Genomic DNA, 14,513 nt, shown 5'->3' on the forward strand with positions numbered 1-14,513 from the left:
CTCCGATTCCGTCATGACGCGGTCGGCCAGGTGAGGAATCCGATCTGCTGCGCGCGGCCCCGGTCGGGGTCGGCCAGCCCCTCCGCCCGGTCCACCGCCCGCGCGACCACGGCCAGCAGCTTCGCCGGCGGAACGGCCGCGAGCGGGGACCACCAGCCCCGGGTCAGCCAGTCGGCCTCAGCCGCGGTCAGCGCCGACGACGACATACGGATGGCGTCCAGGTCCCCACGGTCCAGCGGCTTCCGCAGCCGTACGGCCTTGTCCTTGTCCATCACGGTGCGCGGCAGCATCCCGGCGACCACCACCCGGTCACCGAGCGCGGCCCTGGCCGCGGAGGCGAAGGCAAGTCCCGCGGGGCTGGCATCGTGCAGGACTATCCCCACGACTCCCGACTCACTCGGCCCGCCGGGCCGGGTCGGGCCGGTGGATATGTTCTGGAGCTGGTCGACCGACTGCGCCAGCGCGAGCGAGTGGGTCTTGTGCACACCGTTCAGCGCGAGGCAGGCCAGCACGGCGCGGTCCGGACAGAGGAGCGCCAGCCTCGGGCCCGACTCCCCGACTTCGGGGACCACCGGGTACCGGGCGCGTCCCTCGTCCCTCAGCCCGGCCGGCGGGCCGCCGTAGACAGCGGCCCAGCGGTCGATGATCGCGGTCCGGAAGAGGTCGAGCGGCATCGACACCCGCACCGTGCCGGTCCGCTTCGCGCGCCGGGAACCGCTCGCCGTCAGCAGGAGAGCCAGTGCCAGGACCGCCACGCCCACCAGGACGGCGGGGCGCACCACGTCCGGATCGAACTCGGAGGCGCCGCTGACCACCAGCAGGATGAAAGACGTCAGGGCGACGAGGAAGGTGGCGACGCATCCGTACGCCACGACCCCGTCGGGTGTGTGGTTGCGCGCGGCGGCGTACCAGAGCTGGGTGGGCGTGTAGCGCAGTCCCTCGCCGTTGCCGAGCTTCTCGATGAGCTTGCGCATCCGGATGTCGTGCAGACGGAGCGTGTTGTCCTTCGGTTCGAGCGCGAAGGTGCGCTTGCAGACCGAGCAGGTCCTGCCCCCTCGCTCTCTGTGGCGAAGGCTCTTCTCACAGTGCGGGCAGATCACGGCGGCCCCCTCCAACTGCCCCGACAAGCGCGTGGTTTCGTTATGTCGACCGGACAGATCCTAGACGACGGAGCTTGATTCACATGGACAATTCCCATACAAGAATGAAACATGAGGCGAACGCGGAGAACGAGGTCCACGACGTCGCCGAATTCACGGACGCGGCAAGAAATGTCGTTACGCCTGTCCTGCAACTCCCCGAAGACATAGCCCTGGCCGTGGTGAACGCCTTCACCAAGATCGTGCGGGACGCGAAGAGAAGCGAATCGGCCACGACGCCGAACGGCGACGGGATAACGCGTTTCCAGACTTTCGAGGAGGGCGACGTCTATATGCTCGAAGCGCCCTTCGACGACTTCTTCGCCGATCGCTATCTGATGGATTTCTACAATGTGGAGGAGCGGGGCGTCTGTTCGCGTATGCATATGCACACCGGGCTGCGATTCGTGCGGATGATGACAGGCCCGGCGACGCGGATCCGGGTGAGCAGCCTCTCCCCGTTCGAGATCACCGGTGTCACCGGAGTAACTCCATTCACGTTGCGCTCCTTCGAGGACACGCTGCCCGACACCCCGCCGGGTGTGGTGCGGACGCGGTACAACCTGGTCGTGCCGCCCTGCTCCTTCGTGGACATGCAGATCCCGCGCGGGGTGAGCCACCAGTTCAACGCCGTCGGCGAGCACGCCGTGATCGATTCCGTGCACCCCGAGGAGTCCGTGGAGACATTCCGCGAAAAGATGTCCGGGTTCAAGATGATGGCGCAGACGGTATTCCTCGCGGACGAACTCCCCGCGTCCGACACCTGCGCGGATCTCCCCGCCTGAGCCGAGTGGCGGCTACTCGTCGTCCTCGGAGGTCGTGGAGAGCCGGCGCAGCCATTCCGTCATCAGTGCCACTTCCGCCGTGCTGAGCCCCGACTCCGCCGACCGCCCCAGCAGTACGTTCAACTGGGCCGCCGCCGCAGGCAGTTGCGTCCTGGTCGCGGCCCGCGCGGCGCTGTCCGCCATCACTTCCGGGGTGAAGACGGTCGCGTGCACGGAGTCACGGACCCGCCGGGAGGTGTCCCTGTCGGTGAAGGTCGAGGGCCGGGCGACGAGCATCAGCGCCACCCCGACGTTGGCCGACATGACGACCTGGGCCGCAGCCTCGGGCGCCAGCCGCAGCTTGCCGTCCGCCGCCGCCCGCCTCAGGTCCCTGGTGAGGATCTCGTGGGACTCCAGCGCCGCCGCCGGGGGCGTACGCATCGCGGGGGAGTACATCAGCCGGTACAGATTCGGGTTGTCCAGCGCGAACTCCACGTGGCTGTCCCAGCCCTTGCGCAGATCCTCTATCGGGTCGTCCTCCGGAGCCCGCTGCCGCTTGGTCTCCAGGTACTTGTCGAAGCCGTAGTCCACGACGGCGGACAGCAGCCCTTCCTTGTCCCCGAAGTACCGGTAGAGCGCCGGGGCACCCACCTGCGCGGCGTCGCACACGGCACGCGTGGAGACGTCGCCGTTGGGCGACTCGGCGACCAGTCGCGCCGCGACTTCCAGGATCCGCGCTCGTGTGCTCATCGCGGACGACCGTATCAAGGCCCCCGTAGCGCTGTTACGCATGCCGAGCGGCCGAAGGACCGGCGGCAGGAGGGCCGGCGGGAACGGTGGCGGAAGCAGCCGTGTGCGGGGCGAGGAGGTCGGCCAGACCGATACGGGTGAGGAACTCGGCCCTTATTCGGTCCGCGACCCGGCTGACCTCTTCGGAGCCGTCGTTCGCGGGGTCCACATGGACCCGGAACGGCCGCTTGCCGTACGGGGCGTCCACGACCTCGACGATGGCGTCGGCGACCTGCGACACGTCGGCGTCGGCCGGCGCGAGGTCGGCCAAGCGCTGCGCGACCTGGTCCATGAGACCGGCGTACCGCTCCTCGTAGGCGGGAACGACGGTCTGCTCGGCCGGGTGTCCGCCGGTGACGAAGTGGTTGGTGCCCGAGGTGAAGGAGCCCGGCACCACGATGCTGGTCTCGATGCCGAAGCGGGCCAGCTCGGCGGCGTAGGACACGGCGAGGGAGTCCATGGCGGCCTTCGCGGCGAAGTACGGCGCGAGATAGGGCGGGGTGCCGCCGCGGCTGGACGTGGAACCTATCCACAGGACCAACCCGCTCCGCCGGCCCCTGAGATGGGGCAGTACGGCCCTGTTGACGCGCTGGGTGCCGAGCACGTTCGTGTCGTAGACGGCCATCAGCTCCTCGGGCGTGAACGCCTCGGTGGGCCCGGTGACCATATGACCGGCGTTGTGGACGATGACGTCGAGCCCGCCCGCCTCGGCGAGCACGGTGGCTGTCGCGGCGTCGGCCGACTCCTGCGAGAGCACGTCCAGCTCCACCGTACGGAGGTCCACTCCGTGCTCCGTGGCGTACGCCTCCGCGTCGGCGACCCGGCCCGCGTTTCGGCCCGTGGTGTCGCGCATCGCGGCGTAGACGGTGTGCCCGGCGCGGGCGAGAGCGCGGGCGGCGAGAGCTCCGAAGCCGGAACCGGCCCCCGTGATCACGATGATTTTCGCGGCGTCACTCATGACAGGACTCCTCATTCGATCGCAGGACGATGCGGACGGTGTGGATGGCGCGGCCGATGCACATGACGCGGGCGGCGCTGACGTTGTCGATGACGCGGATGCATGGATGGGCGGCGCCAGGCGCACGACGTCAGATGATGCCGCCGTTGGCGCGCAGCACCTGGCCGTTGACCCAGCGCGCCGGTCCGGCGAGGAAGGACACGACCTCGGCTATGTCCTCCGGGCGGCCGAGCCGCTCCAACGGCGGCTGCGCCGCCAGTTTCGAGACGGTCTCCTCGTCCTTGCCGTCCAGGAACAGGGCCGTGGCGGTCGGTCCGGGCGCAACCGCGTTGACGGTGATGTCGCGTCCGCGCAGCTCCCTGGCCAGGATCAGGGTCATCGCCTCGACGGCGCCCTTGCTGGCCGCGTACGCCGTGTATCCCGGGAAGGACAGGCCCAGCACCGAGCTGGAGAAGTTGATGATCGCCCCGCCGCTGCGCAGCCGGCGCGCGGCCTGCTGGTCGACCACGAACGTGCCGCGGATGTTGGTGCGGTGCATACGGTCCAGCGCGTCCAGCTCCGTATCGACCAGCGGCTTCACCGACATGACGCCCGCCGCGTGCACGAGCACGTCGACACCGCCGAAGGCTTCCTCCGCCGCGTCGAAGAGCGCCGAAACCGCGACCTCGTCGGCCACATCGGCGCGGAAGGCCATGGCTGTCCCGCCCGCTTCGGTGATGGCGGCCACCGCCGCCTCCGCCTCGGTCCGATTCCCCGCGTAGTTGACGACGACGGCGTGTCCGTCCGCCGCCAGGCGCTCCGCGCTCTCCCGGCCGATCCCGCGGGACCCTCCGGTGACGATCACCACGCGGCGCGCTGTGCTCGGCTGCTCGCTCATGACGTTGCTCCCTCCATCGATGGGATCTCAGCCGGGAGCGCGATCTCCACTCTCCGACAACAACAACGCTAACATGTTCGAGGTATCAACGCTACCCCAATCCGTAGCATCGCTACGTCTCGCGACTCGGGGGGGCCGGTCCGGGGGCCGCTATGGGGACGGCGCCAGAGCCGACGGAGTGATTCGAAAGAAAAATGCCGCGAGCTGTAGAGAACCCGTCGTCGGCTCCGACGTCCCCTGTGAGAGTCGCCCACAAGGGGTGACCACGCAGCAGCCGGCAGCCGACAGACAGCGGTCGGCGGACGACCGGCAGCTGAGGACAGAAGGAGTACGTCATGAAGTATCTGGTGATGGTCCAGGGCTCGCAGGCCGACTACGACGCGATGAACGGCAAGGCGTCCGAGCACAGCGCGGCCTGGAGCGAGAAGGACCTGCAAGCGATGTTCGCCTTCATGGGAGAGATCAACAACGACCTCGCCGAGTCCGGTGAGCTGGTGGACGCGAACGGTCTGGGCGCCCCCTCCCAGACCCGCTTCGTCGGCGCGGACAAGGACGGAAAGCCGGTGATCACGGACGGTCCGTACGGCGAGACGAAGGAACTCCTCGCCGGCTACTGGGTGCTCGACTGCGCCAGCCTGGAGCGGGTCACCGAGATCGCCGCCCGCGTCGCGACGTGCCCCCAGCCCGAAGGCGTCCCCGTGTACCCGGTGGTCATCCGGCCCATCCCGAACGGACCGGGCATCGATGGCTGAGACACCGTGCGCGCCCCGGCACGACGGGGTGTAATACGCGGTGTGAACGACGGTACGAAGAACGGTCCGGGCCCACCGGCCCGCCCCGCCATGACCGAGGACCTGCTGCGCCTGCACGCGCCGCAGGTCCTCGGCGCGCTGGTCCGCCGCTACGGCCACTTCGACCTCGCCGAGGACGCCGTACAGGAAGCCTTCATCGCAGCCGCCCAGCAGTGGCCGGACGCCGGGCTGCCCGACAACCCCCGCGGCTGGCTGATCAAGACCGCGTCCCGCCGGCTCGTGGACCAGCTCCGCAGCGAGGAGGCCCGGCGCAGACGCGAGGAGAGCGCCGCCGCGCTGACCCCCAGGGACGCCTTCACCGCGCCGCCGCCCGGCGAGAGCCGCGCCCCCTCGGAGGACGACACCCTCACCCTCCTCTTCCTCTGCTGCCATCCCGAACTGCCCGCCGCGGGCCGTACCGCACTCACCCTGCGCGCCGTCGGCGGTCTGACCACCGCCGAGATCGCCCGCGCGCACCTGGTGCCCGAGGCGACGATGGCGCAGCGCATCAGCAGGGCGAAGCAGAAGATCAAGGGCGTGCCCTTCCGGCAGCCGGGCCCGGAGGACCGTGACCGCCGCCTCGCCACTGTGCTCCAGGTGCTCTATCTGATCTTCAACGAGGGCCATACGGCCACCTCCGGCAGCGAGTTGCACCGCTCCGACCTCGCGCACGAGGCGATCCGGCTGACCCGGGCGGTACGGCGGCTGCTGCCGACGGAGGGCGCGGTGACCGGTCTGCTCGCGCTGATGCTGCTCACGGAGGCGCGGAGCGCGGCGCGTACGGGACCGCACGGCGAACTCGTTCCGCTGGACGAGCAGGACCGCACCCGCTGGGACCGCGCCGCGATCGCAGAGGGTACGGCGCTGGTCGAGGAGTCGCTGTCCCAAGGACCGGCCGGTCCCTACCAGTTGCAGGCGGCGATCGCCGCGCTGCACGACGAGGCGGGCAGCGCCGAGGAGACCGACTGGCTCCAGATCGTGGCTCTGTACGACGAGTTGGTACGCCGCGCTCCCGGGCCCGAGCCGATGGCCGAGCTGAGCAGGGCGGTGGCCGTCGCGATGGCGCACGGCCCGGAGGCGGGGCTCGCGGAACTCAAGGGTCTTGAGAAGGAGTTGTCCGGGAACCACCGGCTCGACGCGGTGCGGGCGCATCTGCTGGAGAAGTCGGGCGATACGGAAGGGGCCCTGGCCGCCTACCGGTCGGCGGCCAACCGCACGCTCAGCGTGCCCGAGAGCCGCTACCTGATGATGCGGGCGGCACGGCTGCGCGCCTGACGTACGGCTCTCGGTGAATCACCGAACCACCGAACCACCGAACCACCGAACCAGCAACGCAGCGAGTGAGCCGCTCGGCCGGTCCGCGACTCAGCCGGTCAGGCTGCCGACCGTCCCCAGCTGCTTCCACTCGCCCTTCTCACGGACATCGATCCACACCGGCCGGCTCAGCGCCTGGTGGTCCTTGAAGCGGTAGCGGCCCAGCAACCCCTTGACGTCGACGCCGTCCACGGCCTTCCTGAGCGAGGCCCGCGCGAGCCCGGGATCGGTGTCCGTAGTCCCGTCCGGCTCCGGCAGGGCCCCGTCGTCCATCACCTTCCCGATCCCGGCGGCGAGCACGAGCGCGCCGTCGTACAGCTCGACCCCGCCCCGCACCTCGAACATCTTCCGCAGCGCGGCCGGACTCGTGCAGAGCTTCGGGAACAGCTCGCAGTCGGCCTTCGGCTGGCGCTCGTCATGGAAGGACCGGAAGCGCAACGTGCCGTCCGGCACCAACTTGTCTTCCTTGTCGGTGTATTCGTGATCGTCGTCGGTGTCGCAGGACGCTTCGTAGTCCTCCTGCACGACCATCAACTGCCCGGACTTCTCAAGGGCGTCGACCCAGCCCTCGCGTTGCCGGGCGTTGGGCAGTGTGACGGTGTCCGGCCGCTGCTCGCCGACGTCCCGGGCGACGTCCTCCTCGTCCATGTCCTCGGGGTAGTCCACGGACTCGACGGCGTCGATACCGGCTTCGCGCAGCCCGTGCCCGAGCGTGCGGTAGTTCGGATCGTCCTCGGCCATGTCGTCGTCCCAGTTGAAGTCGGAGCCGACGATCACCTTCTTCACGCCGTACGCGCCCGTCAGATAGCGGCCTTCCTGCGCGCCCATGTCGAACTTCGACGGCATCATGCCGAAGGCGAAGTCCGGGCCCGAGCCTCCCTTGCAGGTGTCGACGGCGGCCATGCCCTGGTCGAAGTCCGTCTCGACGCCGTCGACGCTGCTGACATCACCGACCAGGGCGATCATGCCCGGGTACTTCTTCAGCAGCTCGGTCGCCGGGGTCTCCTGGTCGTCCTTGACCGGGACGACGCGCACCGGCAGCTTCTCGCCCGACGCGCGCGCCGCGTCCTTGAACGCGGCCTCGACGATCGCCACGCGCTCCTCGCCGTGCTGCTCGTCGAGGGACCAGTCGTACGGGACACCGACGACGTACTGGTCCGCCACCGCCGCACTGGGACCTTCGACCGGCAAGGACCCGCCGGACGAGGACGACGAGGACGACGAAGACGAGGAGATCGCGAACCCGGTCGGTATGCCGAGCACGACGAGCGCCACGGCGGCCCCGACGAGGGCGTTGCGTGGACGACGCCGTGCGGCTGCCGGAGGCGGGGGCGGGGCGGAGACTTTCGCGACGAAGTGCGGACGAGGGGCGGGAGCGGGGACGGGGGCGACCGGAGCAGGCGGACGCTCGTCCTCGGGCTCGGGCGCAGCCGCGACGGCGCCCACAGCCTCGGCCACCGCCTCGACCTCGCCCCCGGACTCGTCCCGCGACCCCACCACCGACGACCGCACCAGCTCCAGCGCTTCCCGCGCCGCACGCGCGCCCGACGGCCGGTCGTCGGGGTCCTTGGCCATCAGCGAGAGAATCAACCGGTCCATGTCGGGACCGAGTTCGGCCCGCGCACGGCTCGGCCGCAACGGCTCGTCGTTCAGGTGGTTGTACATGATCCCGGCGGCGTGACCGACGAACGGCGGTCGCCCGACGAGGAGTTCGTACAGAACGCACCCCAGTGCGTAGAGATCCGTACGCCCGTCACCGTTCCGCTGCTGAAAACGCTCGGGCGCCATGTACAGCACGCTGCCGAACGGCGCCTGCCCGGTCTGGGTGAGCTGCGGATCGCTGGACCGGGCCTCGGTGTACTTGGCGATGCCGAAGTCCACGACCTTGGCGACGCCCTCGCCCGTGACCATGATGTTGGCCGGCTTGATGTCGCGGTGCACGATTCCCGCCGCGTGCGCGACCTCCAGCCCCCGGCACACATCGATGGTCCAGCCCAGCGCGTCCGCCACGGTCACGCGCCCGCTCTCGGCGAGGACGTCGTGCAGCGTACGGCCGTCCACCAGCGCCATCACCAGGTACGGGCTGTCGCCGTCCGTACCGTGGTCGTGTACGGCGACGATGTGCGGACTGTCCAGCGAGGCCACGGCCCGCGCCTCCCGCCGGAACCGAGCCAACTGCTCCCGCCGCTCCCCGTCACCTCCGGGCGCGAGCAGCAGCTTTACGGCGACCTCCCGCCCCAACTCGCGGTCCCGCGCCCGCCAGACCTCCCCCATCCCGCCGGCCCCGAGCAACTCCCCCAACTCGTAACGCCCGCTCAGCAACCGCCCCCGCACGATGCCACTCCCCCTCCACAGACCTGGGGGCGAGCGTATCCCTCTCTTTCATTCCGCGTGTGGGGGCCATCGACCCCCAACTCCCCTCACCCGCCCGGCATCAACCAGCCGCCGGCACCGGTTCGGATCCCTGCCGCTCCGGCTGCGCCCTTCGGGCGGGACGCCGTTCGAGGGGCGCGACAACGCTCGCGCAGAAGCGGTCCACGGCATCGTCGACACTGCGAATGAAGCCGGATTCGGTGTTGCCGCGCGTATTGCCCATGCCCTTGAACAGGGACAGCCGGAAGCCGGTGATCTCCACATCGCTCCGCGCCTCGCCCTTCGGCAGGAGGTCGGCCGGTTCGGGACGCAGCCGCTCCAACGTCCCGCGCGGTCCGTCCCCGCCTCCGCCCACGAGCGTCTGCACGTGCAGATCCGCGGGCGCGTCCGCGAGCTGCCTGATCAGACGCTTCGCCGAGATCAGCGGAGAGCCGTGGTCGGGCACCGGAACGTCCATCGACGTGCGCAGCTTGCCGGTTCGCAGATCGGCGGCGAGCGCGAGAATGCCGGGCGTTCCCTCGATGCGCAGCTCGGCGGACAACCGCCCCTCGTGGCACAGCAGATCAGCCAGTACGGCGCGCCGCGCGTGGGGGTCGGAGGCGCGTCTGACACGGCGCACGGGCAGGACCTTCTGGCCGAGTTCACCGCCGAGTCGCAGGCACACCTGTCGTACGAGACGCTCCCAGCTCTCCACCACGTCCACGGCCCGCGGGTCGCCCTGGCACAGCGTCTCGTCGTCGATGCTCTTGCGTACCGGCACCCATGCCGGACCCATGTTCTGGAAGCCGTGGCAGCCGGAGTTCTCGTGCTGGAGGTAGTGGAGCAACTCCTGCAACAGCCAGGCGTGCGCGGCGTTGCCGACGCCTTCGTGCCGGATCAGCATCTGGGCCTGGTGGGCGACCTCGGCCCAGGAGAGATGCCAGAGCACGACCTTGTGCTTGCGGCGGCCGTCGATCCGCACATCGACGAGCGGGCTGCCCTCCAGCGCGACGTCGTTGCAGAGGGTGATGACCGCTTCGTAGCCACGCCGGGCGGCGATGTCCATGTAGTCCTGGACCTGCTGGGCCCTGAGCGGATTGCCGTTGGTCTTCGTCTCGACCAGCGCCGTCCACAACTTGCCTGCCCGCTCCACGCGAATGACACCGTCGGGACGTTTCGGCGTATCGCCGTGCCGCAGGAGCACTTCGGTGAACGTCTCCATCCGCCCCACCGGGGCGCCGAACGGGGCGGTGAGCCGGCGCCCGAACTCGGGAACCTGCGTCATCACCGACAGCAGGACCGAAGTCGCCCGCGTCTCGCGCTCCCGGTCGTTCTTGAGCGACGGCACGGGGAAGAGGCGGGCCGGTCGCCACGAGTCGTTCTCGGCCAGGGACTTCTTGGTGACCTTCGGGATCGTCACCTTCTTCTTGACCGTACGCGGCCGTCGTACGGGCGGCGGCGCCACAGCTTCTTCCTTCCCGGGCGCCGCGGGTGCGGCGCTCTCGCCCGCCACCTGTGCCGGAATGGCCGCGGAGGGAACGGTGGCGACCGCCGCCAGGGCCCCCTCGCCCGACAGGGCCACCGGAGCGACGACGGACCCCACCTCGCCGGCGCCCGCCGCAGCGCCCGCATCCGTCTCAACGCCCGGAACCGCGTCCATGCCAGGACCCGCGTCCACGCCCGGCTCCAGGTCCGCTCCCGGCTCCGCGTCGTCCACATCGATGCCGAAGTCGGTGGCCAGGCCCGCCAGCCCGGTCTCGTAGCCCTGTCCGACCGCCCGGAACTTCCACTCGCCGCCGCGCCGGTAGAACTCGCCGAAGACGAAGGCGCTCTCCGTGCTCGCGTCCTCGATGGAGAACCCCAGCAGATCCTCACCGGTTCGGTCGGCAACCGTCAGCCGTAACCCGTTGAGGTCGCCGAACCGCGCGTCGTCGTACCGGCTCGCCGCCACGACGACGCGCTCGACATCCGGCGCCATCGTGTGCAGATCCAGGCTGATCCGGTCCTCACTGCCGCTGTCCGTCGGCGTCTTCCCGAGCAACTGCACACTGCCGTCGGCGGCAAGCGGATTGTTGTAGAAGAGGAAGTCGGCGTCACCGCGGACCTTCCCCCCGTCGCCGAGGAGCAGCACCGAGACGTCCGCGTCCCCGTCACCCTCCTCGCTGCTCCAGCTCAGCCCCACCCGCACGGACTCGGTGTCCTCGCTCAGGACCGCCAGTCCGGTGTTGGCCCCCTTGACCATCTCGTACACGCTTCCACCCCCATAAACACACCGAATCTTCACGGTGCGAGAAGTGAACCTTAGCGCCCGAAGTAACCAACTCACTGCGCACTTGCGGCAATTGGAACAACCATTTCCTGCTCCGGGCCACGGCTGCCCGGCGGCGTCGGCGGCGCCGGGAGGTGGATTCGCGTCGCCGACGTGCCTGGGCCCCTGAGGGTCGGGGGGAGCCAGCGTGTGATGCCCGCGCGGTCGCGGAGCAGGTCCTCCTCCTTGTAGCGGTGGCAGCCGTCGTGCCAGACGAGGATGCCGGACAGCCAGTTCTCCAGCTCCTTCACGTACCCGTCGAGGACCGCGCGCGCCTCGGCGTCGAGGCCGAAGTCGTCGTACAGGACTGGGAGTTCGTTGGCCGCGACATGCTGGAACTGGCGCATGCGGCCCTTCATCAGGTCATGGACGATGGCGACGCCCGTCGGGTAGTCGCAGTTGAAGAAGGACTGCACCACGAGGACGCCGTTGTGGACCTCGCCCTCGAACTCGATCTCCTTCTGGTACGAGAAGAGGTCGTTCATCAGGCAGGCGTAGTCCTGTGCCGCGTTCTCCAGGGACTTCATCGGGCCGCTGCGGTAGATCTCCGGAGGCACGACGTCGCTGTGGCCGATGCGGCACAGGCTCATCGTCATGTTGGAGCCGAAGGTCGCGCGGCGCATCTCGATGTAGTCGACGGGGTCCGGGATGCGGTTCTGGATCTGGTTGGTCAGCTCCCAGACCCAGCTCGCCGTCATGTCCTCGACGGACGCGCGGAAAGTCCGGCGGGCGTCCGTGTCCATCGGGCCCGCCGTACGGACCCACAGGTCGGCCAGGCCGCGCTCCAGCGCGCTGAGCGGTGGCGGGGTGTCGAGCGTCTCGATCGGCATGAACAGCGACAGCCGTTCGTTGCAGACCTTCGCCGCCGCCAGATTGCGGCTGTTGCCGTAGACGACGGGGAAGAAGTCGTCGCCGTACGTCCCCCAGGCCAGCCAGTCCGACGTCAGGTCGAGCCCTTCGGGGGTCGCGTCGGGGTGGATGCCGGCCGCGCACAGCGGGACGTCGACGCGGCGGATCCGGTCCTCGTCCCAGACGTCCGAGCCGGGGATACCGGGCTGCGCCTCCAGGATGCCCATCCGGCGCGCCCACGCCACGCTGTGCTCGCGCGACGCCTCCAGGTGCGGGCTGAGCCTCGCCTCGAACGGCATCTCGAACGCGGGCAGGATCGAGGGCCCCACGCGCTGGTACGGGACGTGGCTGTGGCGGCGAACCCTGGCGGGGGAGCCGTTGGTGAGGCTCTTGAGATAGTCCGACGCCGCCGTCCCGCGCCCGACCGGCGTCAGCGAGAACAGCGGGCCCGCCGTCTCATCGGACGCCGCGCCCCCGCCCGCGTCCACGCCGTTCATGTACCGGCTGGAGCGCATGTGCCACTCGTGGCCGCCGGACTGCCAGTCCTGCAGGCCCTTCACATACGCCAGGGTCCCGGCCGCCGCGACCGGGTCGATGCCCTTCTCCACGAAGAGCGGGCCCAGCTCCGTCAGTGCCGTGTTCTCGAACTGGTGGAGGCGGGAGGTCAGCAGGTCGTTGACCGCGTCGGCCGCCTCCTGTGTCGTGCATTTCAGGAACGTCTCCAGGACGAGGACGCCGTTGCTCAGCTCGCCCTCCTCCTCGATCTCCCGCTGGTACGAGAAGAGGTCGTTCCGCAGATGGACCCCGTCGGAGAACGTGTCGCGCAGGACCCGCATCGGACGTGAATCGGCGATCTCGGCCGGCACCTCCGCACCCGCCGCGTACTCGATGAGTCCGGCCGACCACGGTGCCCCGCCGACCTTGCGGCGCATCTCGATGTACTCGACGGGATTCGAGATCCGCTCGGCGTTGATGTTCGCGAGCTCCCAGAGGGATTCGTTGAGAAGATTCTCCGTGCTCTCGGCGAACCGGGCCCGCCAGTCCAGGGACATCGAGGGGACCGTGCGCTTCCAGAGGTCGGCGAGTCCCGCCTCGACCGGATTCGTCGGCTCGGGAAACCCGTCGGCGAGATCCATCGGCATGAACGCCGGGAGCCGGTCCAGATACGCCTTGCCGCCCTCCCGGTCCTGCGTCCGCTTGAAGATCTCCAGGAAGTGGTCGTCGAAGAAGAAGACCCACACATACCAGTCGGTGACCAGCGACAACTGCGGCCCTGTGCAGTCGGGATGGGTGTAGGCGCACAGCAGCGCGTAGTCGTGCGCGTCGAGATCGCTCTGCTCCCAGATGCCGGAGCCCTCCAGCATCCCCATCTCCCTGGCCCATGTCCGGGAGTGCTCCCTGGCCTCCTCCAGACGGGGATTGATACGCGCCGGATAAGGCATGTAGAAATCCGGCAGTTCGAAGGGCTGTGTCACTGGTGCGCGGCCTTTCCCGAGGATTCCGGAGGACTCCGGCAGCTGTCCGTGTCCAGCTCTACCCCTCGCCACGTACCGCCATCCGCGCCATAAAACAGTCATATGAACACACCGTCAGGGCGTGGCCTCCGTGAAATTTTCCGCCTCCCGGTCCACCATCTGCCCATGAGCACCACGATTCGGATCGCACAGCAGCCCGAGGCCGACGAACTCCTCAGCCGCAGCCCGCTGGCCGCGCTGGTCGGCATGCTGCTGGACCAGCAGGTGCCCATGGAATGGGCCTTCTCGGGGCCGTACGCCATCGCCGTACGCATGGGGGGTGACGATCTGGACGCGCACGCGATCGCGGTGTACGACCCCGAGGCCTTCGCCGCGCTGCTCTCGGAGAAGCCGGCCGTGCACCGCTACCCGGCGTCCATGGCCAAGCGCGTGCAGCAGCTCTGCCAGTTCCTGGTCGCGCACTACGACGGCGACGCCGCCGCGGTGTGGAAGGACGCCGCCACCGGCGCCCAGCTGTTCAAGCGGCTGACCGAACTCCCCGGCTACGGCAAGCAGAAGTCGCAGATCTTCCTGGCCCTGCTCGGCAAGCAGTACGGCGTACGGCCCGAGGGCTGGCGCGAGGCCGCCGGCGCGTACGGCGACGAGGGCTCGTACCGCTCGGCGGCGGACATCACGGGGCCCGAGACCCTGGCCAAGGTCCGCGAGCACAAGCAGGAGGCCAAGCGTGCCGCCAAGGCGGCGAAGGCGGCCATGAGCCCCCCGAGCCGCGCCAAGAGCTGAGCGGACGCGGGCGCGAGTGCACGACTTGTGGCACATCTGTTCCCCTGGGGCACCCCTGGTCGCTAACTTTCCTTAGCTTCACTCCGCACCGCTCGCATTCGTTCGCATCGGAAGGAC

At 69.5% G+C, this 14,513-nt stretch carries 11 protein-coding genes; 4 read left to right on the forward strand and 7 right to left on the reverse strand.

The window, feature by feature from the left end; all coding sequences use genetic code 11:
• Positions 1–11: 11 nt before the first annotated feature.
• Positions 12–1,100, reverse strand: coding sequence for a hypothetical protein (locus ACFWHU_RS13105; RefSeq protein ID WP_387224919.1), 1,089 nt, complete (start codon positions 1,098–1,100; stop codon positions 12–14).
• A gap of 104 nt (positions 1,101–1,204) precedes the next feature.
• On the opposite strand from ACFWHU_RS13105, the gene ACFWHU_RS13110 reads away from it, so the two are divergent.
• Positions 1,205–1,924, forward strand: coding sequence for a hypothetical protein (locus ACFWHU_RS13110; RefSeq protein ID WP_385796768.1), 720 nt, complete (start codon positions 1,205–1,207; stop codon positions 1,922–1,924).
• Positions 1,925–1,936: 12 nt separating this feature from the next.
• Here ACFWHU_RS13110 and ACFWHU_RS13115 read toward each other — a convergent pair whose 3' ends face one another.
• The 3 genes from ACFWHU_RS13115 to ACFWHU_RS13125 all read right to left on the reverse strand — a co-directional run bounded on the left by ACFWHU_RS13115 (position 1,937) and on the right by ACFWHU_RS13125 (position 4,527).
• Complete coding sequence (locus ACFWHU_RS13115) at positions 1,937–2,653, reverse strand: TetR/AcrR family transcriptional regulator (protein ID WP_385796766.1); 717 nt, start codon at positions 2,651–2,653, stop codon at positions 1,937–1,939.
• 34 nt (positions 2,654–2,687) lie between these two features.
• Entirely contained in the window at positions 2,688–3,650 is a 963-nt protein-coding gene (locus tag ACFWHU_RS13120) for an SDR family oxidoreductase (RefSeq protein ID WP_387224920.1), read from the reverse strand.
• A 130-nt stretch (positions 3,651–3,780) separates the two neighbouring features.
• Complete coding sequence (locus ACFWHU_RS13125) at positions 3,781–4,527, reverse strand: SDR family oxidoreductase (protein WP_385796761.1); 747 nt, start codon at positions 4,525–4,527, stop codon at positions 3,781–3,783.
• Between the two features lie 335 nt (positions 4,528–4,862).
• Here ACFWHU_RS13125 and ACFWHU_RS13130 point away from each other — a divergent pair, with 335 nt between their 5' ends.
• Positions 4,863–5,279, forward strand: a complete 417-nt coding sequence (locus ACFWHU_RS13130; RefSeq protein ID WP_385796759.1) for a YciI family protein — start codon at positions 4,863–4,865, stop codon at positions 5,277–5,279.
• A gap of 90 nt (positions 5,280–5,369) precedes the next feature.
• On the forward strand, positions 5,370–6,593 hold the full coding sequence (locus ACFWHU_RS13135) for an RNA polymerase sigma factor (RefSeq protein ID WP_385797034.1): 1,224 nt from the start codon (positions 5,370–5,372) through the stop codon (positions 6,591–6,593).
• Between the two features lie 90 nt (positions 6,594–6,683).
• Here ACFWHU_RS13135 and ACFWHU_RS13140 read toward each other — a convergent pair whose 3' ends face one another.
• The 3 genes from ACFWHU_RS13140 to ACFWHU_RS13150 form a co-directional block, all read right to left on the reverse strand.
• On the reverse strand, positions 6,684–8,966 hold the full coding sequence (locus ACFWHU_RS13140; protein WP_387224921.1) for a protein kinase: 2,283 nt from the start codon (positions 8,964–8,966) through the stop codon (positions 6,684–6,686).
• A 100-nt stretch (positions 8,967–9,066) separates the two neighbouring features.
• On the reverse strand, positions 9,067–11,235 hold the full coding sequence (locus tag ACFWHU_RS13145; RefSeq protein WP_387224923.1) for a TerD family protein: 2,169 nt from the start codon (positions 11,233–11,235) through the stop codon (positions 9,067–9,069).
• Between the two features lie 71 nt (positions 11,236–11,306).
• Positions 11,307–13,616, reverse strand: coding sequence for a germacradienol/geosmin synthase (locus tag ACFWHU_RS13150; RefSeq protein ID WP_387224924.1), 2,310 nt, complete (start codon positions 13,614–13,616; stop codon positions 11,307–11,309).
• Positions 13,617–13,781: 165 nt separating this feature from the next.
• Between ACFWHU_RS13150 and ACFWHU_RS13155 the strand changes: the two genes are divergently transcribed.
• Complete coding sequence (locus ACFWHU_RS13155) at positions 13,782–14,396, forward strand: HhH-GPD-type base excision DNA repair protein (protein ID WP_387224925.1); 615 nt, start codon at positions 13,782–13,784, stop codon at positions 14,394–14,396.
• The last annotated feature ends 117 nt before the right edge of the window (positions 14,397–14,513 follow it).

Source organism: Streptomyces sp. NPDC060366 (assembly GCF_042725135.1).
In the GTDB taxonomy this organism is placed as follows: domain Bacteria; phylum Actinomycetota; class Actinomycetes; order Streptomycetales; family Streptomycetaceae; genus Streptomyces.